The sequence below is a fragment of the Streptomyces sp. NPDC059679 genome (assembly GCF_042734105.1).
In the GTDB taxonomy this organism is placed as follows: Bacteria; Actinomycetota; Actinomycetes; order Streptomycetales; family Streptomycetaceae; genus Streptomyces.
Window position 1 is genome coordinate 1 of sequence record NZ_JBHWES010000044.1, and the last position, 21,855, is coordinate 21,855.

Annotated in this window: 18 protein-coding genes and 1 pseudogene; 4 read left to right on the forward strand and 15 right to left on the reverse strand. The window is 71.8% G+C overall.

All coding sequences use genetic code 11. The features are described 5' to 3' along the window. From ACFV2X_RS35025 to ACFV2X_RS35060, 8 genes and pseudogenes are all read right to left on the reverse strand, one after another. Window positions 1–3,463: pseudogene (locus ACFV2X_RS35025) on the reverse strand (hypothetical protein); the annotation flags it as partial. Between the two features lie 303 nt (window positions 3,464–3,766). Next, window positions 3,767–5,020, reverse strand: a complete 1,254-nt coding sequence (gene cbiE, locus ACFV2X_RS35030; protein WP_385624470.1) for a precorrin-6y C5,15-methyltransferase (decarboxylating) subunit CbiE — start codon at window positions 5,018–5,020, stop codon at window positions 3,767–3,769. Between the two features lie 412 nt (window positions 5,021–5,432). Continuing rightward, window positions 5,433–6,083: a GNAT family N-acetyltransferase gene (locus ACFV2X_RS35035; RefSeq protein ID WP_385624472.1), complete on the reverse strand. Its 651-nt coding sequence runs from the start codon at window positions 6,081–6,083 to the stop codon at window positions 5,433–5,435. 160 nt (window positions 6,084–6,243) lie between these two features. Then, window positions 6,244–7,062: a MetQ/NlpA family ABC transporter substrate-binding protein gene (locus ACFV2X_RS35040; RefSeq protein ID WP_385624662.1), complete on the reverse strand. Its 819-nt coding sequence runs from the start codon at window positions 7,060–7,062 to the stop codon at window positions 6,244–6,246. A 40-nt stretch (window positions 7,063–7,102) separates the two neighbouring features. Continuing rightward, window positions 7,103–7,924, reverse strand: a complete 822-nt coding sequence (locus ACFV2X_RS35045; RefSeq protein WP_385624475.1) for a MetQ/NlpA family ABC transporter substrate-binding protein — start codon at window positions 7,922–7,924, stop codon at window positions 7,103–7,105. Between the two features lie 118 nt (window positions 7,925–8,042). Further along, window positions 8,043–8,801: a methionine ABC transporter permease gene (locus ACFV2X_RS35050; RefSeq protein ID WP_014175052.1), complete on the reverse strand. Its 759-nt coding sequence runs from the start codon at window positions 8,799–8,801 to the stop codon at window positions 8,043–8,045. Beyond that, window positions 8,798–9,889, reverse strand: coding sequence for a methionine ABC transporter ATP-binding protein (locus tag ACFV2X_RS35055; protein ID WP_385624478.1), 1,092 nt, complete (start codon window positions 9,887–9,889; stop codon window positions 8,798–8,800). Before ACFV2X_RS35055 ends, ACFV2X_RS35050 begins: the two co-directional genes overlap by 4 nt. 413 nt (window positions 9,890–10,302) lie before the next feature. After that, window positions 10,303–10,953, reverse strand: a complete 651-nt coding sequence (locus tag ACFV2X_RS35060) for an HAD-IA family hydrolase (protein WP_385624480.1) — start codon at window positions 10,951–10,953, stop codon at window positions 10,303–10,305. Window positions 10,954–11,069: 116 nt separating this feature from the next. Between ACFV2X_RS35060 and ACFV2X_RS35065 the strand changes: the two genes are divergently transcribed. Both ACFV2X_RS35065 and ACFV2X_RS35070 read left to right on the forward strand, forming a co-directional pair. Continuing rightward, window positions 11,070–11,438: a hypothetical protein gene (locus ACFV2X_RS35065; protein ID WP_089510438.1), complete on the forward strand. Its 369-nt coding sequence runs from the start codon at window positions 11,070–11,072 to the stop codon at window positions 11,436–11,438. Further along, window positions 11,431–11,901, forward strand: coding sequence for a hypothetical protein (locus ACFV2X_RS35070; protein WP_385624482.1), 471 nt, complete (start codon window positions 11,431–11,433; stop codon window positions 11,899–11,901). Before ACFV2X_RS35065 ends, ACFV2X_RS35070 begins: the two co-directional genes overlap by 8 nt. A 36-nt stretch (window positions 11,902–11,937) precedes the next feature. On the opposite strand, the gene ACFV2X_RS35075 is transcribed toward ACFV2X_RS35070, so the two are convergent. The 3 genes from ACFV2X_RS35075 to ACFV2X_RS35085 all read right to left on the reverse strand — a co-directional run bounded on the left by ACFV2X_RS35075 (window position 11,938) and on the right by ACFV2X_RS35085 (window position 14,448). Continuing rightward, a complete protein-coding gene (locus ACFV2X_RS35075) occupies window positions 11,938–12,441 on the reverse strand; it encodes a GNAT family N-acetyltransferase (RefSeq protein WP_385624484.1) in 504 nt (167 codons plus the stop codon). Window positions 12,442–12,561: 120 nt separating this feature from the next. Then, on the reverse strand, window positions 12,562–13,110 hold the full coding sequence (locus tag ACFV2X_RS35080) for an RNA polymerase sigma factor (RefSeq protein ID WP_385624487.1): 549 nt from the start codon (window positions 13,108–13,110) through the stop codon (window positions 12,562–12,564). Between the two features lie 186 nt (window positions 13,111–13,296). Then, complete coding sequence (locus ACFV2X_RS35085) at window positions 13,297–14,448, reverse strand: glycerophosphodiester phosphodiesterase (RefSeq protein ID WP_385624490.1); 1,152 nt, start codon at window positions 14,446–14,448, stop codon at window positions 13,297–13,299. A 276-nt stretch (window positions 14,449–14,724) separates the two neighbouring features. Between ACFV2X_RS35085 and ACFV2X_RS35090 the strand changes: the two genes are divergently transcribed. Further along, window positions 14,725–15,396, forward strand: coding sequence for a lysophospholipid acyltransferase family protein (locus ACFV2X_RS35090; protein WP_089510443.1), 672 nt, complete (start codon window positions 14,725–14,727; stop codon window positions 15,394–15,396). Window positions 15,397–15,442: 46 nt separating this feature from the next. Here the strand turns inward: ACFV2X_RS35090 and ACFV2X_RS35095 are convergent, their stop codons facing one another. From ACFV2X_RS35095 to ACFV2X_RS35110, 4 genes are all read right to left on the reverse strand, one after another. Next, the gene (locus ACFV2X_RS35095; protein ID WP_385624493.1) at window positions 15,443–16,282 is read right to left on the reverse strand and encodes a class I SAM-dependent DNA methyltransferase; all 840 of its coding nucleotides are present in this window, start codon (window positions 16,280–16,282) and stop codon (window positions 15,443–15,445) included. 173 nt (window positions 16,283–16,455) lie between these two features. Beyond that, window positions 16,456–17,430, reverse strand: coding sequence for an aldo/keto reductase (locus ACFV2X_RS35100; protein ID WP_385624495.1), 975 nt, complete (start codon window positions 17,428–17,430; stop codon window positions 16,456–16,458). Between the two features lie 59 nt (window positions 17,431–17,489). After that, entirely contained in the window at window positions 17,490–18,920 is a 1,431-nt protein-coding gene (gene argH / locus ACFV2X_RS35105; RefSeq protein WP_385624497.1) for an argininosuccinate lyase, read from the reverse strand. A gap of 116 nt (window positions 18,921–19,036) precedes the next feature. Then, on the reverse strand, window positions 19,037–20,236 hold the full coding sequence (locus ACFV2X_RS35110) for an argininosuccinate synthase (protein ID WP_385624500.1): 1,200 nt from the start codon (window positions 20,234–20,236) through the stop codon (window positions 19,037–19,039). 282 nt (window positions 20,237–20,518) lie between these two features. On the opposite strand from ACFV2X_RS35110, the gene ACFV2X_RS35115 reads away from it, so the two are divergent. Then, complete coding sequence (locus tag ACFV2X_RS35115) at window positions 20,519–21,847, forward strand: ferric reductase-like transmembrane domain-containing protein (RefSeq protein WP_385624665.1); 1,329 nt, start codon at window positions 20,519–20,521, stop codon at window positions 21,845–21,847. Window positions 21,848–21,855: the final 8 nt, after the last annotated feature.

The window sequence follows — 21,855 nt, forward strand, 5'->3', positions numbered from 1 at the left end:
ACACAGCGGCGGGCGCAGCAGCGGCAGGGTCACCACCGGGCGCGACCCCCTCCGAAGCAGTCGGCGCGGCACCAGAGTCCCCACCTGCTTCGTCGCCCCCAGCCGACACAGCGGCAGGCGCGGCGGCGTCGGCGCCACCACCGGGCGCGCTCCCCGCAGCCTCAGCCACGGCCGACGCAGCGGCAGCAGCGTCGGCGCCCGGCGCGTCCGTTTCGGCCGCAGCCGGAGCGGCAGCAGCGCCCCCGTCGGGCGCGGTGGCAGCCGCAGGGACATCAGCCGCAGGCGCGACAATCACGCCCTGGGACGCATCCGCAGCCGCACCGGCGGCTTCGCCGCCGGGCGCAACGGCAGACTCGGTCCCGGCTGCTTCGTCATCCGACGCGGTAGCGGCAGACTCCGTGCCGGAAGCGACGCCCCCAGGCACGGCAACAGCCGCACCACCGCCCGGCACTTCGGCCGCGGCGGCTGGCTCGCCCCCGCCCGCCTCAGTCGAGCCATCTGCCGACGCCGCAGCGGCAGGCGCACCAGCCGCAGGCGCGGCTGTGGCGGCACTGCCGCCCTCTGCGTCAGCCGCAGGCGAGACAGTCGCGTCGCCGGCCGGCACGTCCCCCTCGGCCGCAGCCGCATCAGGTTGACCACCCGGTGCGTCCTGCCCGGGCGCGGCCACAGGCGCGTCAGCCGTCGGCACGACGATCGTGCTCTCCTCAGCCGACACGTCGGCAACCGCACCGTTGGGGGCGTCCCCGTTGGGCGCGGCGGCCGACTCGGCTACAGCGTCGCCGGCCGACGCGGTAGCGGCAGACTCCGTGCCGGAAGCGGCGCCCCCGGGCACGGCAACAGCCGCACCACCGCCCGGCACTTCGGCCGCGGCGGCTGACTCGCCCCCGCCCGCCTCAGTCGGGCCACCTGCCGACGCCGCAGCGGCAGGCGCACCAGCCTTCGGCGCGGCCGAGGCACCGCCACCCTGCGCGTCTCCAGCCGTCGCGGTACTCGCGGCGTCGCCACCCGGCGCGTCCTGTCCGGGCGTGGCCGCAGCAGAGTCCCCATCGGGCGCAGCGGCAGACTGGGGGTCGGCTACGTCGCCATCCGACCCGGTAGCGGCAGAGCCCGCGCCGGAAGCGGCGCCCGCAGGCGCGGCAGCAACCGCACCGCCGCCCGGCACTTCGGCCGCAGGCGACGCAGTCGGGTCCCCAACGGGCACAGCACCGGACGCGGCAGCCGCAGGCCCATCAGCCGTCGGCGGGGCGGTCGCGGCTTCCGCAGAAGCATCGCCACCAGCAGCAGGCGAAGCCGCAGCCGCGTCAGTCGTTGGCGTGGCAGTCGCGCCGTCCCCAACCGGCGCGTCAGCAACCGCACTCTCGGCAACAGCCGAGGCATCGACGGCTGCACCGTCCACGGGCGCGGCCCCGACTGGGGCCGTGGCGGCAGTCTCCGCGCCGGAAGCACCAGCCGCAGGCGCGGCAGGCGCGTCCTCGGCTGCGGCTGCTCCGGCTGAGCCATCAGCCGGCGCGGGGATGGCCGCGCTCCCCTCTGACGGGTCGCTCACAACGCCGTCCGGCGCAGCCACCGGTTCGGAGGGCGCTCCCCGGCCCTGCGGTCGCTGACCCTGCTGGCCCTGTCCCCGTGCGGCGCGGCGTCGCGAGGCCCGTCCTTGCGGGGCCTGCGCCGGAGGGGCGTCCTGCACGGCGGCCAGGTCGGCGACGGGCTCGGCCGGAGCCTCGCTCGCCGTGGCCGCGCCTTGAGCGGCGGTCCGGCCCCGGGCCGCGCGGCGGCGTGCGGCGCGGCCCTGCGGGGCCTGCGCCGCGGGGGCCTCCGGCGTGGCGGCGGCCGAACCCGCCTCCGCCGCCTCCGCCGCCTCCTGAGGCTGCTCGGGCTGCTCGGGCTGCCCCTGCACGGGGTCGTCGGACGAGGGGGCCTCAGCGACTATGGCGTGGCCCGGGGCCACGGGTACGGGCTGCGGCGCGGGCTCGGCCGGGGTCGCGGTGCCGTCCGACTGGGCCGGGATAACGATGCCCGGGGTCGGCTGCGCGGACGGCTCCGCCTGTGGGTGGCTCTGGGCCGGGATATCCGCCACCGGCCCCGCGAAGCCCTCCGCGGCCAGGGCGTTCTCCGGCTCCCGCTGGGGTGGAACGGAGTCCGGGTGGACGGCCTGCGCGGGGATGCCGACGGCTGGGTCCACGCCCTGGAATTCGGCCTCCGCGGGGATGGCCTCGGCGACGTCGGCCTGCTCCGCCGCGGGCTCGGCGAACTGATGCGGCTCGTACGGGCCCTGTGCCTGGAGCTCCTCGGCAGCGTCGGCCACGTCCTCCGCCAGGGGCGCGGCCTGCGGAGGCTGGGCGCCCCAGGGGCTGCCGGGCTGCGGACCGGGGAGCGGTCCGGCGTCCTCACCGGGCTGGTCGATGTATTGGGGTCCGGCGGCCAGCGTCTCGGCCTGGTGGACGGGCGCGACATGAGCGGGGGCAGGGGCCGGGGCACCGGCTCCGGCCGGGCCCCGGTCGGCGAGAGAACGCACGACGCCGTTGGTCGGTTCGGGCATCGGCGGGCCCATGTGCAGCGGGCGCCGCGGCGGGGTGGGGGCGGCCTGGGCGAGCGGCCTGGGCGACGGCGCACCGGTCTGAGCAGGGGTGGGATGGGCGGAAGCAGCCTGGGCGGGCAGGGGCTGCCCCTGCGCGGGCTGATCCTGCGTGGGTTGGCCCTGCGCAGCCTGCTCCTGCATGGGCTGAGCAGGCGCGGGCTCGGCCTCCGTGGGCTGAGCGGACACCGGCTGGGGTTGGGGCTCGGGCGGCCTTACGTCCCCGTGCTCGGCCGGTCCCGCCTCTGCGAACTCGGCCTCCGGTCCGGCGTTCCCGTACTCGGCAGATCCCGAGTCTCCGTACGCGGCCTGTCCCGCGTTTCCGAACTCGGCCTGTCCCGGGTTCTCGTACTCACCCGGCGCCGCGTCCACATACTCGGCCGGTCCCGCGTCGTAGCCCCCGCCCGGAACCTGGTCATAGGCTCCGCCGGGCACCTGGTCATAGGCTCCGCCGGGCACCTGGTCGTAGGGCCCACCCTGCCCCTGGTCATAGGGGCCGCCCTGCCCCTGGGTATAGGGCTCGGCCTGCCCCTGGTCATAGGGGCCGTAGCCCTGGGCCGGCACCGCGTCGTAACCCGCCGGGCCCATCTCGTAGGCTCCGGTCTCGTATCCGCCGGGCACATGGGTCATGGGCTGCTGGTACGGGGCCTGTGGGGGGTGGTACTGCGGCTGGTGCTCGCTCCACGCGCCCTGGGCGCCGGGCATGAGGAGCAGGTCGTCCTCTTCGCCGCTGGCGTCGTGCGTGTCGAGGAAGGTGTACGCGGACTGCGGCTGCTCGATGAAGCCGGCGTCGGCAGGGGGGGTGTGGACATCCGTGGGATGCGGCTGTCCGAGTCGTCCGCCCGCGTTCTCCGGCAGTCCCTCGCCCGGGACCTGGCCGGTGTCGGTCATGCGTACCCCTCGCCCATCGCTAGTGCTCCTTCCTACCGCCTACCGCCTAGAGCAAGCCTCAGAGGCAAGAACGAGCGCACGCGGTGCGCGGCACGTAGCACGCCCGAGGCATTGCCTACCGCGGCCCGTCAAGAGGGGGACGCATTCCGGCCATTGGCCGATAAAGCGCCGAACGCCGGGCAGCGGCACAGGCAGTACAACGATCCGCCAGCCTACCTCGGGCGCCGCTCGGCAACGCTCATCGGGGCGAGGGTCACAGGGGCATATCCGGGTGGTGGCCGGGGGCAGCGTCAGAGGGCGAAATCACAGGTGCGGGCGGTGACCACACACCAGGAAGGCCACCGCACGCTCGCGTTCCGCCCACACTCTGGTGTCCAGTTCCACCGACTGCAGGAGGGCGCATTCGACCGCGTAGCCGCCGTCCTCCAGCGCCCGGCAGACGGCTTCCGCCTCGTCCCGTGTCGCCGCATGTGTGACGATCCGCTCGGGGCGGCGGTCGGCGCACGCGGCGACGACTGCGGGGCCGCCGGCGCCGACTCGCACCACGTCCGGCTCGGGCAGGTCTTCGAGGACCTGAGGCGCGGCGCCGTGGACGACCTGGAGCTGTACGCCGAAGCGGCGGGCGAGGGCGGCGGCGCGCTCGCAGGCGTCCCGGTCGCGGTCCACGGCGATGACGGCGGCGCCGAACCCGGCCGTCTCGACCGCCGCCGCGCCGCTGCCCACTCCGATGTCCCAGACCAGGTCGCCGACGCGGGGGCCGAGGCGGGCCAGTTGGGTGGCGCGCAGCTGAGGGGACTCGCTCTCGCCGAGGACGGTCGCGTACGCGGCGGCGGGCAGCGCCCAGCCGCGTACGGCGCCCGGGTAGCCCGGGTCGCGCCCGGCGAGCCACCCTCCGCCCTGCAGTACGCCGCGCGCGGCGCCCGGGGCCGGCGCGCTGCGCACCGCGGGCGCGCCGGAGCCGCCGATGACGATGACGACGTTGGGGTCGCGCCAGGCGTGGTCGACGGCCTTGTCGGAAGTCAGTACGGTCACCCGCTCGTGCCGGGTACCCAGGGCCTCGCAGATGACGAAGGTGCGGTGCACCGGGCCGAGCAGCAGTGCGAGTTCGGCGGGGCCGGCGCCGGGCGAGGTGAGCACGGCGACCTTGGGGTGGGCGCGGCAGACGTTGACGGCGCGGCGCAGGTCGCGGCTGTGGGCGACGACCACCTGGGCGTCGTCCCACGGCATCCCCGCCCGGGCGAAGGCGGCGGCGACGGAGGAGACCGCGGGGACGACCTCGACCTCCAGGCCGTGCTCGGGGGCGCGCAGGGCGCGTACGACGCCGAAGTAGCCGGGGTCGCCGTCGGCCAGGACCACGGCGGAGCCGCGGTGCTGGGCGATACGGCGGGCGGCGAGGTCCACGCTGCCGAGCCTGATCCGCTCCGCGCCCGGCGGGACTTCGGGCAGCGCCAGGTGGTGGGCGGCGCCGGCCACGAGGGTGGCCGCGCCGAGAGCGGAGCGGGCCACGTCCGTGAGCGGGGAGCCGTCCCAACCGATCACCGTGACGCGGTCGGCCATCGTCGTGTGTCTCCCAGGGTGTCGCGGGCGGGCGGCGGGCGGCCGCGGAGGTGGCTTGCGCCGGTGCGCTCGCCGCCGCGCGGGGGCGCGCGGAGCTCGGGCGAGGTGCTTGGGCGCGGTGCTCGGGCCTGGAGAGATTATCCCGCCTGGTCCGGACCTCCGGACGCAGGGCGCATGCGCCCGGGGGCGCGGGGCCCTGGCGGGAGGCTCGGGGCGTGAGTTCAGGGCGCGTTGAGGCGGGGGCGCGCCGGGGGCGGGGCGCGCTGCCGGTGAGGCACGCCACGGGCCGGGCGCGCCGCGCCGAGAGGCCGAGGGCGCACCAAGGCCGGGACGTGTGGTCGAGTCGCCACCGGTGAGGCACGCCACCGGTCGGGCACGCCCCGGCCAGGGGCAGGGCGCGCGCCGAGGGTGGTCAGTTCCAGTCGGAGTACGTGGGGTACGCGCTGAAGCCGTCCGTGTCCTCCATCGGGCCGCCGTGCACGCCCTGGAGGTCTTCGGGCAGCAGGCTCCAGACGATGACGTCGGTGCGCACCTCGATCCAGCCGCCGCCCTCCGTCTGCGTGCGCGCTATCCAGGCGTTGCGCAGGACGCCCTCGCTGATGCAGCCGATCTTCTGGGCGACCTGCTGGGAGGCGGCGTTGTCCGCGGCGGTGCGCAGCTCGAGCCGTTCGAACTTCTGATCCTGGAAGAGCCAGCGGGCGACGGCCAGCGTGGATTCCGAGGCGTAGCCCTCGCCGCGCGCCCAGGGGGCGGTGACATAGGCGACCTCGGTGGCCAGTACGCGCCAGTCGGTGTTGCTCAGGTGCACGATGCCCACGAGGCGCTGGGTGAGGAATTCGGCGACGGCGAAGACGATGCCGCGGCCCGAGGTGCGTTCGGCGGGCGCGGTGCGCAGCGCCCACTCGTGCGCGTCGCGGGTGGTGTAGGGGTGGGGCACCGAGGTCCAGGCGGTGACGAGTTCGTCGTTCATCATCTCCGTGAGCGCGGGCACGTCCGCTTCCTCGAACGGGCGCAGCACCAGCCGTTCCGTACTGATGGAGATGTCCGGGAAGGTGGATGTCATGCGCCGCTCCATAACCGGGGTCCGGGGTCCTGGGGTCCAAGGTTTCGGGAAGAGCCCAGCATGCAGCATCGCCTGAGAGAAATGCAGCACGGGGTGGCCAAGCGGAAGGCTCCGTATCCGTTTGTGACGTTCGGATACGGAGCCATCGCCAGTGCGCGGGCTAACCGCCGGTGACCGGCAGCACCGACCCCTTGTACTTCTCTTGGATGAATTTCCGCACTTCGGGCGAGGTGAGGAGCTTGGCCAGTTTCTTCACCCGCGGGTCGTCCTCATTGCCCTTCTTCGCGGCGAGAACGTTGGCGTATTCGTTTCCCTTCACCGACTCCAGCAGCACCGACTCCTTCGCCGGATCGAGTCCGGCGTCGAGCGCGTAATTGCTGTTGATGACGGCCAGGTCGACATCGTCGAGAGAGCGCGGCAGCTGGGCCGGCTCCAGCTCCTTGAAGGTGAGCTTCTTCGGATTGGCGGTGATATCGGCGGGGCTCGCGGTGACTCCCGCGTCCTTCTTCAGCTCGATGAGCCCCTTGGCGGCGAGCAGTTTGAGGGCGCGTCCCTCGTTGGTGGTCTCGTTGGGTACCGCGACGGTCGCCCCGGTCTTGAGGGCGGAGATGTCCTTGATGTGCTTGGAGTAGGCGCCCATGGGTGGCAGATAGATATCCGCCACGGACACCAGGTCGGTGCCCTTCGTCTTGTTGAAGTTCTCCAGGAATGGGACGTTCTGGTACAGGTTGGCGTCCAGTGAGCCTTCCTGGAGGGCGGTGTTCGGCAGAACGTAGTCGGTGAACTCCTTGACCTCGAGCTTGAGGCCCGCCTTCTCCGCCAGGTTCTTCTTGATGTAGTCGAGCACCTCGCCCGCCGGGACGGCGGTGGCCCCGACGACGAGCGTGTCGTCGTCCGATCCGCCGCCGGAGCCCGCGCCGCACGCGGTCAGCCCGAGGGCGAGTGCGGCGGCGGCGAGAGGGGCCGCGATCTTGCGCATCATGTGGTTTCCTCCGGGGTCACGCAGTCCGGGTCCGCGGTCAGAACGAGGCGATGACGGAGCCGTCGTACTTGTCCTTGATGAACTTCTTCACCTCGGGGGAGGTGAGGAGCTTCGCGAGCTTCTTGACGCGCGGGTCGTCCTCGTTGCCCTTCTTCACGGCGAGGAAATTGCCGTACGGGTTGTTCTCGGGCGACTCCAGGACGAGGGCGTCCTTGGCGGGCTTGAGGTCGGCCTCGATGGCGTAGTTGCCGTTGATGACCGCGGCGTCCACATCGTCCAGGGCGCGCGGCAGCTGCGGGGCCTCCAGTTCCTTGAACTTCAGGCCCTTGGGGTTGTCGGCGATGTCCTTCGGGGTGGCCTCGTTGCCGACACCGCTCTTGAGCTTGATGACGCCGTTGGCGTCCAGGAGCTTGAGGGCGCGGGCCTCGTTGACGGTGTCGTTGGGGATCGCCACGGTCGCGCCGCTCTTGAGGTCGTCGGCCTTCTTCACGTTGTGCGAGTACAGGCCGAGCGGCTCCAGGTGCACGGTGACGACGGGCACGATGTGGGTGCCCTTCTTCTTGTTGAAGTCGTCGAGGAACGGCTGGTTCTGGAAGTAGTTGGCGTCCACCGACCCGTCTTCGGTCGCCGTGTTCGGCGTGTTGTAGTCGGTGAACTCCTTGACCTCGAGCTTGAGGCCCGCCTTTTCGGCCAGGTTGTCCTTGATGTAGTTCAGGATCTCGGCGTGCGGGACGGGGCTCGCGGCGACGACGAGCGCGCCGTTCTTGTCGGAGCCCTTGTCCGCGCCGCAGGCGGCCAGGCCCAGGGTGAGGGCGCCGGCGGTGAGGGCGATGGCGAGGGTCTTTGTGGTGTTACGCACGAAAAGTGCCTTTCTATTTGGGCATACGAGGCCGCTGCGGGTGCCAGGGCGCTCTGCGCGGAGGGGAGTTACGAGGGGTTGGAGCGGAAGTTCGGCAGGACGGAGAAGAGGCCGGGGCTCAGGGGGCCTCGGATGCCTCGGCGACCTTGGCCACCGGGCCGGGCTCCTCGGCTCGCTTCGTGGCGCGCACCGGCCGCAGCCGCGAAGTGGCCGAGGAGCGGCCGCGGTGCGACAGGGCGCGGGCGGCGAAGTCACCGGCGAACTGGATGATGGAGATCACCACCGCCAGGATCGCCACGGTGATCCACATCAGCTCGGTCTCGAAGCGCTGGTAGCCGTACCGGATGGCGAGGTCGCCCAGGCCGCCGGCGCCGACCGTGCCGGCCATCGCCGAGTAGCCGATGAGCGCGACGATCGTGGTGGTGGCGCTGGAGATCAGCGAGGGCAGCGCCTCCGGCAGCAGGACCTTGCGTACGACGGTCCAGGTGGAGCCGCCCATCGACTGCACCGCCTCGACCAGCCCGCCGTCCACCTCGCGCACCGAGGTCTCCACCAGCCGGGCGAAGAAGGGGATGGCGCCGATCGCCAGCGGCACGATCGCGGCCTCGGGGCCGATCGAGGTGCCCACGATCCAGCGGGTGAAGGAGATCAGCGCGACCATGAGGATGATGAACGGCATGGAGCGGCCGATGTTCACGATCTGGCCGACGACCTTGTTCACCACCACGTTCTGCAGCACCCCGCCGCGGTCGGTGAGCACCAGCAGCACCCCGAGGGGCAGTCCGCCGACCACCGCGATCAGGGCCGACCAGCCGACCATGTAGAGCGTGTCCCAACAGGCCTGCTCCAGCAGGGGCTGCATCTCGGACCAGGTCACTTGGCACCTTCCTTGGTCAGCTTGGCCGGCTTGGTCGGCTTGCCGTCATTCGCCGCGTCATTCGCCCCGCGGAGCGCCGCCTCGGCGCCGCTGGCCACCTCGATCTGCAGCCCCTGTTCGCGCAGGAACCCGATCGGCACGACGTTCTCCTCGAACGGGCCGGGCAGTTCGATCCGCATCCGGCCGACCTGCCGGCCGCCGACGGTGTCCATGGCGGCGCCGAGGATCGAGATGTCGATGTTGTAGGTACGCGCCAGCTGGGAAATAACCGGCTTGGTCGCGGCCTCACCGTGAAACGTGACGTCCACCACGGTCCGGTCGGTGCCCGGCAGCTCCCCGCCGACCGGGAAGAGCTCCCGCGCCAGTTCGGAGCCGGGCGTGGCGAGCAGATCGGCGACCGCGCCGGACTCCACGATCCGCCCGTCGCGCATCAGCGCCGCCGAGTCGCAGATGGACTTGACGACGTCCATCTCGTGGGTGATCAGCAGCACGGTCAGCCCGAGTTGCCGGTTCAGATCGCGCAGCAGCTGGAGGATCGAGCGGGTGGTCTCCGGGTCGAGGGCGGAGGTCGCCTCGTCCGACAGCAGCACCTTGGGGTCGCCGGCCAGCGCCCGGGCGATGCCGACGCGCTGCTTCTGGCCACCGGACAGCTGCGCCGGGTACGCCTTGGCCTTGTCGGCGAGGCCGACCAGGTCCAGCAACTCCTGGGCCTTGCGGGTGCGCTGCTTGCCGGATGCGCCGAGGATCTCCAGCGGCAACTCGACGTTGTCCCGGACGGTGCGCGACGAAAGCAGGTTGAAGTGCTGGAAGACCATCCCGATCCCGGTACGGGCCTTGCGCAGTGCCGAACCGGCTCGCGGTCCGCGCCCGGCGAGCGCTGTCAGGTCCTGGCCTGCCACGGTGACCGTGCCCGAGGTGGGGCGCTCCAGGAGGTTCACACAGCGGATGAGGGTGGACTTGCCGGCGCCGCTCTGTCCGACGACGCCGTACACCTCGCCCTCGCGGACATGGAGGTCGACGCCGTCGAGGGCGGTGACCTCGCGGCCTCGTGAGCGGTAGACCTTGGTCAGGCCTGTCGTGGTGATCACAGGGGTTTCCGTCACTGTTGAGTGCACGGCGGATGGTGCCGCCGGGCACGGTTCGTTCATTGCGGAACGCGGCGTGGAGCGCCCCGGGCGCACGCGAGCGCAGGCGCGGGCGCGGCTTCGGGGTTCCGGTGACGCGGGGCGGCGCGGTCCGGCACGGATGGGTCCGGACGCGGCTCAGCTCAGCGGGTCTCGCTTCGGGGCGCGAGGCTCAGGCAGGGGCCCTCAGCGGTCACACATTCGACACATACAGCGAGCACCGGGCGTCTGGATCGCCTCGGTCGCGGTGGCGCGGCTGCTCGTCGTGGTCATGGGCGTAAGTAAAGCAGACACATGTACGGGCCCATCAAACTTGTCCGAATAGCGGACTTGTCAGACCAGTCCGTGGACGGTAGGCGGAGCGGCAGGAGGTCGGCTCACTCCCCCGCCGTGATCTCCAGCCCGCCCTCGATGGCCTTGACGGACACGGCCGACAGGTCCTTGACGACGACATCGGCGACCAGCTGTCCCCGGTCCGCCGTTGTGGTCAACGCCACGGTCCGCATCCCGGCCGCCCGGCCCGCCGCGAGCCCGGCCGGGGCGTCCTCGAAGACCACGCAACGGGCCGGGTCGAAGCCGAGCTTGTCGGCGGCCAGCAGGAAGGGCTCGGGGTCCGGCTTGCCGCGCGTGATGTCGTCCGCGCTGATCAGCAGCCCCGGGGAGATCCCGACCGCGGCGAGACGAGCCTCGGCCAGCTCGCGGTTGGCGGACGTCACCACGGCCCAGCGGCCCACGGGAAGCCGCCCCAGCAGCTCGACCGTCCCGGGCAGCGCCACCACCCCGCCGCCCGCCACATCCGCCAGCTCCAGCGCGTCGATGCGGGCGCGGGCCTCGGGTACGCGGTGTGCGGGGAGCAGATCGCCGATGATGTCGGAGGCGGGGCGGCCGTGCAGCTCGACCCGCTCGAAGTCCTCCGCCGGGATTCCGTACTCCCGCGCCCAGCGGCTCCAGCAACGGTGAACCGACTCCAGGGACGAGATCAGGGTTCCATCGTTGTCGAACAGCAGGGCGTCAGCGGAGATCTTCATATCGCGTCAGCGTACGGGCCCTCCGGGGCCGGGCACAGGGCGCCCTGCCCGGCCGATTACCCTCGTCCCATGCTTGCCACCCCCTGTGTGCGCCGCCGCACCGCGCGGAGGTCCCGTTGATCGACGCGCTGACGGTCGCGCTCGGTGTGACCGCCCTCGCACTCGCCGCGTGGTGCGGATTCGCCACCTACCGCGACCAGCCCACCAAGGACTGGCACTTCATCGGCATGGCCGTGGTGACCCTGCTGGGCCTGGTCCAGCTGGTCATAGGGATCGTCCTGCTGGCGCGCGGGCAGCGGCCCGACGAGAGTGTGGCGATCTTCGTGGCGTATCTGGTCGGCTCGGGTCTCGCCGTGCCGATCGCGGCGTTCATGTCGCTGGCGGAGCGGACCCGGTGGGGATCGGCGACGGTGGCCGCGGCCGCTGTGGTGCTGGCCGTACTCGAGGTGCGGCTGTACGACATCTGGGGAGGCACCGGTGCCTGAGTCAGCGCCCGAATCCAGCACGGCCGACGAAGCCGAGCAGCCGGACCAGGCCGATCAGCCGAGTCGGGCCCGCCCGGGCGGGCTCGGCCAGGGGCCGGGTCGGCTGCTGGTGCTGCTGTACGGGGTGTTCACCGTCGCGGCCGCGTCCCGCTCGATCTATCAGCTGGCCGCGCAGTACCACGAGGCCCCGCTCGCGTACATCCTCTCCGCGGTCTCGGCGGTCGTGTACGCGTTCATCACCGTCTCACTCGTACGCGGCGGCGAGGGGGCGCGCAAGGCGGCGTTCGTCTGCTGCGCCGCCGAGCTGCTGGGCGTGCTGACCATCGGCACCTGGACGCTCGCGGACCCCTCCGCCTTCCCCGACCAGACGGTGTGGTCGGACTACGGGATGGGCTATCTCTTCATCCCGATCTTCCTGCCGGTCACCGGTCTCATCTGGCTGCGCAAGGCCCGCCAGGACTGATCCCGGCGGGCCTCAAGCGCTGTCTCAAACGCTGTCTCAGGCGCTGGCCGCGTACGCCGAGGGCATGGCCTCCTTCTCCAGGGTGACCAGGCTCAGCCGGCGGTTGACCTCTTCGGTGCCCACCTGCGCATAGCCGTAACGCCGGTACAGCCGCAGATTGCCCTCGCTGCGGTGGCCGGTGAACAGCCGGTACCGCTTGGCGTCCCGCTCCTCGGTCAGCCGCTCCTCGATCGCCGCGAGCAGCCGCCCGCCCAGGCCGTGCCGCTGCATCCGCGGGTGCACGATGAGCTTGCCGATGGCGGCGGTGCCCTTGTCGTCGACCGTGCCGCGGACCGACCCGACGACCTCCGCGCCGAGCCGGGCCACGAGCACACAGCCCTTGCCCAGTTCGGCACGGAGGTCGTCGAGGGACTGGGTCAGCGGCTCGATCGAGTAGTCCCCGTAGAGCTCGGCTTCCCGCTGGTAGCACAAGTACTGCAGCTTGAGGATCTGCTCGGCGTCGTCCGCGGTCGCCGCAGAGATGGTCACGCTCATGCCCATGTGCGCATGCCTCCCCTTGTATCGGTCCGCCGGCCGCGCTGAGGGTAGGGATGCGACCGGGGTGCTGGCCTGACTGGAGCCGTCGTGAGGATGCACGTCCGCCTCCGAGGCGCCGATTGTCTAACGCTCCTTTCCCCAGAGTTCAGGAGCCGCAATCTCCGCCGTGAGCATTCTGCGCAGGCAACCCAGACATCGGGAACGTACCGGGCCCAGGCTGCCCTGTGACATTCCCAACTCCCCCGCGATCTCGCGGTATGTCAGGTCGGCGCGGGACAGCAGCGCGCCCAGTAACAGGGGACAGCGGCCGGGCAGCCGGCGCACCGCCGCGCGCAGTGCACGGCCCGTCTCCGCCCGGAGCACGGCATGCTCGGCGGGCTCGGCATACTCGGCGTGCTCGGCGGTCCGGGAGTCGGGGCCGCAGGACGGGCCGTCGCCCACCGGGTCGTACGGCACCTCCCGCCGGGCCCGCCGCCTGGCCCCGCGCACCTCGGCCCGGACCGCGCCGCGCAGCCAGGCCGCGGGCTGGGGAGGCGGCCCGTCCGCGCGGGTGCGCTCCAGCAGCCGCAGCCACACCGCCTGTTCGAGCTCGGCCGGTTCGATGCCCGCGCCGTAGGCCTCGGCCGCCGCCTCGGCGGCGAGCAGCGGGCGGAGCCTTTCCAGAAGATCCATACCCGGCGGGACGTGGGCGGGTCGGGATCGGTTGCCGGTGCGCCGGTCTCTCACCCGAGGGGGCGGCTACGCGGACGCGAGTTGACGGCGCGGACGGAGGTCACCGGCCCAGGTGGATGGAAACGCCGCGGCGCGCGGTGGTGTCCCCCTGTACGGGCAGGGCACCGCCGCGCGCCGGGCGGGTGTTCACCGGCTCTTGCGGAAGTCCTCCGCCGCGAGCAGCGCGGTGTCCGGGTTGTCGGAGAAGATGCCGTCGATGCCCGTCTCGAAGTACTTCTTGAAGGCGCCGAAGGCGTCCCCGTACGCGTTGGGGTCGGTGCCGCGCCGGAAGTCGACGGGCAGGAAGGTGTTCTCGTTGCGCATGGTGTAGGGGTGCAGCACGAGACCGGCCGCGTGCGCGTCCTTGACCACGCTCGTCGGGGTGCCCAGCTTCCCGTCGGCGGTGCGCGGGATGATCACGGACAGGTCCGGGCCGATGCCCTGGGCGTAGCTCGCGATCCACTTCAGGCCCTCGGGCTTGACCAGGTCCGCGACCGTACGCGGGTCGTTCGCCTCGATGAAGTCCCAGGGGCGGCTGTTGATGGTGGACAGCAGCACGACCGCCGGGGTGTCGACCAGCTTGCGCAGCCGCTGGATGCTGCTCGGCTCGAAGGACTGCAGGAACAGCGCCGCGTCCTTCTTGTGGCGGCCGTATCTGCGCAGCAGCTTGGCCAGCGGCTCTTCCAGGCCGAGCCCCAGCTTGCGGAAGTAGGTGGGGTGCTTGGTCTCGACGTACAGCCAGACCCGGCGGCCCCGCTTACGGCCCTCCCGCTCGGCCCACTGCAGCACCTCCTCGAAGGTGGGCACCTCCCAACGGCCGTCGTAGAGCGTGTTGCGCTGGCGGGTGCCGGGGATGCGCTCCTTGGCGCGCAGGGTCTTCAGCTCGGCGAGCGTGAAGTCCTCGGTGAACCAGCCGGTCAGCGCGGTGCCGTCGACGGTCTTGGTGGTCTTGCGGTCGGCGAACTCCGGGTGCGCGGAGACGTCCGTGGTGGCCGTGATGTCGTTCTCGTGGCGGCAGACGAGATGGCCGTCCTTGGTGGGGACCAGGTCCTGCTCGATGATGTCGGCGCCCATGTCGAGCGCGAGCTGGTACGAGCCCAAGGTGTGCTCGGGCCGGTACCCGCTGGCCCCGCGGTGCCCGATGACGGTGGGCACCGGCAGGCCATGGCCCTTCCCGGACGCCTCCCCGGACGCCTCTGCCGCCGTGGCCGTACCCGCCCCGCCCAGCGCCATCGCCCCCGCGCCGAGGGCCGCGGCCCCCAGGATGGCGCGACGTCCAGGCTTCTGCTCCCGCTCCATGACACTCCTCGCTGTGGAGTCGTTACCTGCCAAAACCTGATCAAAAGACGGCCCGATCGTAGGGTGGAGCGGCTTTCCTACGGGAGACGTTGGGCAGAACGCGTGGGAAACGTGGGTCAACAGTGCGTATCAGGTGGGTGAACCCGGTGTGCGCGGGGGCTTGACCGGCGAGTATCGTCTCATCGGCGCAAGTGCGCGGTATCGGGTTGACTCACCCTGAGTAACCGACCTCCCGCACGCGGGCGCCTCAGCTCATGACCCCGACCGGAGGGCCCGTTGTCCCGATTCGCGTTCCTGAAGGCAGTGCTCGGTCCGCTGATGCGCCTGATGTTCCGCCCGCAGGTCGAGGGGGCGGAGCGGATCCCGGGCTCCGGCCCGGTCATCCTCGCGGGGAATCATCTCACCTTCATCGACTCGATGATCTTGCCGCTGGTCTGCGACCGTCAGGTCGTCTTCATCGGCAAGGACGAGTACGTCACGGGCAAGGGCCTCAAGGGTCGGCTGATGGCCTGGTTCTTCACGGGCGTCGGCATGATCCCGGTGGACCGGGACGGCGGGCACGGCGGCGTGGCCGCGCTGATGACCGGCCGCCGGGTGCTGGAGGAAGGCCGGATCTTCGGCATCTACCCCGAGGGCACCCGCTCCCCCGACGGCCGCCTCTACCGCGGCCGCACCGGTATCGCCCGGCTCACCCTGATGACGGGCGCCCCCGTGGTGCCGTTCGCGATGATCGGCACGGACCGGCTCCAGCCGGGCGGCAAGGGGCTGCCGCGGCCGGGCCGGGTGACGGTCCGCTTCGGCGAGCCGCTGGAGTTCACGCGCTACGAGGGCATGGACCGCGACCGCTTTGTGCTGCGGGCGGTGACGGATGAGGTCATGAGCGAGGTCATGCGGCTGTCCGGCCAGGAGTACGTGGACATGTACGCCACGAAGGCGAAGGCCGCCTGACGGTCCTGCTCTTCCTCCGTACGAGACGAGGCCGCCTGACGACCGTTCAGGCGGCCTCGTTGCGGTGTGTGACGCCGTGTGTGACGCGGATCTTCGACTGCCGGTGGGGCAGTTCCTCCCAGTCGTCCATGAACCGCGCGACGAGCCCATGGTCCGCGGCGAGCCGCACCAGGGTGGCCGTGCGGTAGTAGAAGTCCTCGCGCAGCACATGGTGCTCGGGTCCCTCGGTGCGGTTGAAGGTGAAGTCGAAGTACCCGCCCGGGGCGAGCACCCGCCCGACATGAGCCAGGCACTCGTCGATGACCTCCCGGGGCGAGTGGGAGAAGACGCTGTGCGCGTGCACCACGGTGAAATGCCCCTCGGGCAGCGCCGCCAGGCGCAGATCGCGCACCAGGCTCAGCACGGGCAGCTTGGCCTGCAGGTCACGGCCCGCCACGACCTCCTGGGCGGCGAGGAGGATATCCGGCGATATGTCGATACCGTGATAGTGGCCCGCGTCGAGATAGTCGATAAAGCGCCACCCGGCACGCAGATTGCCACATCCGATGTCCAGCAGCCGGTCCTCGGGTCGCAGACCGTGCCGCAGGAGATAGTCGTACTGCATCTCCCCCAGCGCGAGCCACCGCTCATGCGAGGCGCTGCCCACCGCCGCCTCGGGGTTCCGGGCGGTGTCGTCCCGCATCACCGCCCGGTAGTAGGCGATGTGATCGCGAGTGGAGACGCGCAGCCGCAGATCCCGGGCGAGCCGCCGCATATAGCGTGGCACCCGTTGGGGATGTCGTACGGCGTACCGGACCTTGTGCAGGGCGCTCGCGCGATTCTTGGTGCCGGGCTCCGCGGTGCTCGCGGCCGGGGCGGTGCGTATGGTGCGTATGGGTACGGGCATTCGGGACCTCGCCTGACGGCAGGGGTTATGTCCTGGTCAGCCCCATCGTCTCCGCCCCCGTACGCCCTCGCCAGCCGCGTGTGGCGTACGGGCCCACGCGGCGGAGCCGCATGGGCGGGGCCTGCTCTCCCCTCGCGGCGGAGCCGCGAGGGGAGAGCAGGGGAGGAAACCCCTCAGGCCCAGGGCAGTTGCGCGCGGTGGTGCCAGTAGTCCTCCGGGGGCTCGGCCAGGCTCGCCAGAGTCTCCCGCTGCGCCTCGTCCAGCGTCAGCTGCGCCGCCGCCAGGTTGGAGCCCAGTTGGGCGGTGGTCGCCGCGCCCGAGAGGACGACGCTCACCCACGGCTGGTGCAGCACCGCCGCGAGGGCGACCGCGTCGGGGCCCGTGCCCGTCTCCTGGGCGATGTGGCGCAGCGCCTCCGGGAGTTGGTCCGGGGCCACGAGGCGGCCGTTGGCGACGGCCTCCTTGATGATCACCGCCCGGCCCGCCTCGTGCGCCTCGGCCAGGGCCGCGCCCGCCGAGGGGTCGAGCAGGTTGTACGTGGACTGGACCGTACGGAACAGCGGTTCCCCGTCCACCGTGACCTCCAGCGCGGCGCGGATCGCGTCCGCCTGGGCGGGGCCGCTGGTCGACAGCCCCACCGTGACCCCCTCGGCCGCGAGCCGGGCCAGCCGGGCGTGCAGTTCGGGGTCGGTGAGGGCGGGGCTGCCGAGGGTGACGGAGTGCACCTGGTACAGGTCGAGCCGGTCGCCGAGCAGGGCGCGGCTCTCCGCGCTCTGCCGGTCGTACGTCGCGATGCCGTGGTCCTTGACCTCGTGCGTCTTGACGTCCGTACGCCAGTCGGCGACGTAGGTGTAGCCCCACTTGCTGCCGACGACCACGTCCCGCACCTCGGGGCGCCGGTCCAGCCAGCCGGCCAGGAACTCCTCGGCCCGCCCGTACGAGCGCGCGGCGTCCAGATAGCGCACGCCGCGCGCGTACGCGGCGTCCAGCACCTCGTATGTGCGCTCGCGCATCGCCTCGACGGTGCGCTCGGCCGGGAGGTCCCGCTCCCGGCCGAGGTTGATGTAGCCGGGACGGCCCACGGCGGCCAGGCCGAGGCCGATCCGGGCCGTGGGGGTGGTGACTTCCGCGAGGCGCGCGAACGCCATGGTCTGTCCGCCTCCTTGTATCGGATGGACCTTGTGCCGGATGGCCAGTGTGCCGGGCGTCAGCGCTTGGCGTCCGCCCACTCCCGCTGCGCCGCCAGGTCCGCCTTCACCTCGACGAGCTGCGCGGCCACCGCCGAGGGGGCCGTGCCGCCGCGGCCGTTGCGGGAGGCGAGGGCGCCCGGGACGTTGAGGACGGTGCGGACCTCCGGCGTCAGGTGCGGGGAGATCTTCGCGAACTGCTCGTCGGTGAGCTGGTCGAGCTCGATGCCCGTCCGCTCGCACTCCTTGACGCACTCCCCCGCCGTCTCATGTGCCACACGGAATGGCACGCCCTGCTTGACCAGCCATTCCGCGATGTCGGTGGCCAGCGAGAACCCGGCGGGGGCCAGCTCCTCCATGCGCTCGCGGTTGACGGTGAGGGTCGCCATCATGCCGGTGAAGGCGGGGAGCAGGACCTCCAGCTGGTCACAGGAGTCGAAGACCGGCTCCTTGTCCTCCTGGAGGTCGCGGTTGTACGCGAGCGGCAGGGCCTTGAGGGTGGCGAGCAGGCCGGTGAGGTTGCCGATCAGGCGGCCGGACTTGCCGCGGGCGAGCTCGGCGATGTCCGGGTTCTTCTTCTGCGGCATGATCGACGAGCCGGTGGAGAAGGCGTCGTGGAGAGTGACGAAGGAGAACTCCTTCGTGTTCCAGATGATGATCTCCTCCGCGATCCGCGAGAGGTCGATGCCGATCATCGCGGTGATGAAGGCGAACTCGGCGACGAAGTCGCGGGAGGCCGTGCCGTCGATGGAGTTGCCCGAGGACCCGCCCTCGAAGCCCAGGTCGGCGGCGACGGCCTGCGGGTCGAGGCCCAGCGAGGAGCCGGCCAGGGCGCCCGCTCCGTACGGCGAGACGGCCGTGCGCGCGTCCCACTGCCGCAGCCGCTCCGCGTCCCGGGAGAGCGCCTGGGCATGGGCCAGGACATGGTGGGCGAAGAGGACCGGCTGGGCGTGCTGGAGGTGGGTGCGGCCGGGCATGGCGACGTCCGGGTGGGCCTCGGCGAGGCCGACCAGCGCGCCCTGCAGATCGGCGATCAGGCCGCCGACGATCCGGGCGTGGTCGCGCAGATACATCCGGAAGAGCGTGGCCACCTGGTCGTTGCGGGACCGCCCGGCCCGCAGTTTGCCGCCGAGGTCGGGGCCGAGCCGCTCCAGCAGGCCGCGCTCGAGCGCGGTGTGGACGTCCTCGTCGGCGATGGTGCCGGTGAACGCGCCGGAGGCGACGTCGGCCTCCAGCAGGTCGAGTCCGGCCAGCATCCGCTCCAACTCGTCCTCGGTGAGCAGCCCCGCCGAGCGCAGGACGCGGGCGTGGGCGCGGGAGCCGGCGATGTCGTACGGCGCCAGGCGCCAGTCGAAGTGCACGGAGGCGCTCAACTTCTCCAGTGCCTCGGACGGCCCGTCGGCAAAGCGCCCGCCCCACAGGCGTACGTCACCGTTGTTGCCGTTGCTCACGCGTTGCTCCTTGAGGGGTGTGGATGTGCGGCCGCCTCCCCGCCGGGGGCGAGGAGGCGGCTATGACATGCAGGCTACTGGCTGCCGGGCTCCGTTCTGCCTGCCGGCTGCCGGGCTCAGCTCTGCTCGAGATCCCGACCGGCCGCGATCTTGCTGGACAGGCCGAAGATCTCGATGAAGCCCTTGGACAGCGACTGGTCGAAGGTGTCGCCGGTGTCGTAGGTCGCCAGGTTGAAGTCGTACAGCGACTGGTCGGACCTGCGGCCGGTGACCACCGCGCGGCCGCCGTGCAGGGTCATCCGGATGTCACCGGAGACATGCTCGTTGGCCTCGGCGATGAAGCCGTCGAGGGCCCGCTTGAGCGGGGAGAACCACAGCCCGTCGTAGACGAGCTCGCTCCACCGCTGCTCGACCTGGCGCTTGTAGCGGGCCAGTTCGCGCTCGACGGTGACGTTCTCCAGTTCCTGGTGGGCGGTGATCAGCGCGATGGCGCCGGGGGCCTCGTAGACCTCCCGTGACTTGATCCCGACGAGCCGGTCCTCGACCATGTCGATCCGCCCGACGCCCTGGGCCCCGGCCCGCTCGTTGAGCTGCTGGATGGCCTGGAGGACGGTGACCGGCCGGCCGTCGATGGCGACCGGGACGCCCTTGTCGAAGGTGATGATCACCTCGTCGGCCTCGCGCGGGGTGGCCGGGTTCGAGGTGTACTCGTACACGTCCTCGATCGGCGCGTTCCAGATGTCCTCCAGGAAGCCGGTCTCCACGGCCCGCCCGAAGACGTTCTGGTCGATGGAGTACGGGGACTTCTTGGTGGTCGCGATCGGCAGCTTCTTCGCCTCGCAGAAGGCGATGGCCTTGTCCCGGGTCATCGCGTAGTCCCGGACCGGGGCGATGCACTTCAGGCCCGGGGCCAGCGAGGAGATTCCGGCCTCGAAGCGGACCTGGTCGTTGCCCTTGCCGGTGCAGCCGTGGGCGACGGTCGTCGCACCGTGCTTCTTCGCGGCGGCGACCAGGTGCTTGACGATCGTGGGCCGGGAGAGCGCCGAGACCAGCGGATAGCGGTCCATGTACAGCGCGTTGGCCTTGATCGCCGGGAGGCAGTACTCGTCGGCGAACTCGTCCTTGGCGTCCGCGACCTCCGCCTCGACCGCCCCGCAGGCGAGCGCGCGCTTGCGGATGACGTCCAGGTCCTCGCCGCCCTGGCCGACGTCCACGGCGACGGCGATGACCTCGGCGCCCGTCTCCTCGGCGATCCAGCCGATGGCGACGGAGGTGTCAAGGCCGCCCGAATAGGCGAGTACGACGCGCTCGGTCACGGGGTTCTCCTTTGGATTCATGCACTAGCTGGCATAAGTATGCACTCCTCCGTATGTTTCGTCAAAGAGCCCAGCCGCGCCGGGCAGCCCGGCGGCGGCGATTCGCCCGATATCGCATCGTTCACCGCCCCGATTCCCTGAATCCTCGGCGCCTATTGAGACGTCGGCGCCCCTCAGCCGTACTCCCCGGCACCGGAGCCGTCCGGTGACGCGCGGACGCGTGCGAAAGGGGACAGGCCGTTGACGACGGTGACGAACAGCCCGACCGACCGGCGGGAGGTGATGCGGCGCATCCGTCCCCGCCGCTCTCCCGCGGTGCCGCTGATCCTGCTGAGCTGGGCGGGGGCCGCCGCGGTGGTGACGCTGTGGTGGCGGAACACCCCGAACGTGGTCGGCAACGCCGAGTGGCTGGTCGGCGGGGGACGGCTGACCGGGCTGCTCAGCGGGTACTCCATCGCGCTGGTCGTGCTGCTGATGGCGCGGGTTCCGGCGCTGGAGCGGCGCGTCGGGTCGGACCGGGTCGCGCGGTGGCACGCCATGAGCGGCCGGTACACGCTGTGCCTGATCCTCGCCCATATCGTGCTGATCATCTGGGGGTACGCGGCCCAGGCGCAGACGAGCGTCGTCGACCAGACCGTGACGGTGGTGACCGAGTACCCGGACATGATCAAGGCGGTGGTCGGCACCGGGCTGCTGCTGCTCATCGGCCTGATCTCGGCGGGCGCGGTGCGCCGCCGGATGCCGTACGAAGCCTGGTACTACCTGCATCTGCTGACGTACGCGGGCGTGTTCCTGGCCTTCTGGCACCAGCTGACCGCCGGCGCGGAGTTCGTCGCCGACGACATGGCGCGCATCGGCTGGTACGCGCTGTACGGCAGCGTCACCGCCGCCATGGTGTGGTACCGGGTGCTGGTCCCGGTGGGGCTGAATCTGCGGCACCGGATGCGGGTGCTGGCCGTCGTCCCCGAGGCGCCCGGCATGGTCTCGGTGGTGATCGGCGGGCGGAACCTCGACCGGCTGGGCGCGGAGCCCGGCCAGTTCTTCCGCTGGCGGTTCCTGGCGCCGGGGCTGCGCTGGGGCTCCCATCCCTACTCGCTGTCCGCGCCCCCGCAGGAGGAGCGCATGCGAATCACGGTGAAGGCGGTGGGCGGGCACAGCACGGCGCTCGCCACGCTGGAGCCGGGCACGCGGGTGTGGGCCGAGGGCCCGTACGGGGCGATGACCACCGGGCGGCGCAGCCGCAGCAAGGTGCTGATGATCGCGGGCGGGGCGGGGATCACCCCGCTGCGGGCGCTGTTCGAGGCGCTGCCCGGCCGCGGCAGCGACATCACGCTGCTCTACCGGGCCCGCAGCATGGAGGACCTGGCGCTGTGGGACGAGCTCCAGCGGATCGCCGAGGAGCGCGGGGCCCGGCTGCTGTACGCCGTGAACGGGCCGGACGGCGCACGCCCCGAGATCACCCCCGAGCGGCTGCGCTCGGTGCTGCCCGATATCGACCGGCACGACGTCTTTCTGTGCGGGCCTCCCGGCCTGACCGAGCACGCCTACGCGGCGCTGCGCGAGGCCGGGGTGCCCGATCGCCGTATCCACCACGAGTCCTTCGAAATGTAGTCCTTCGA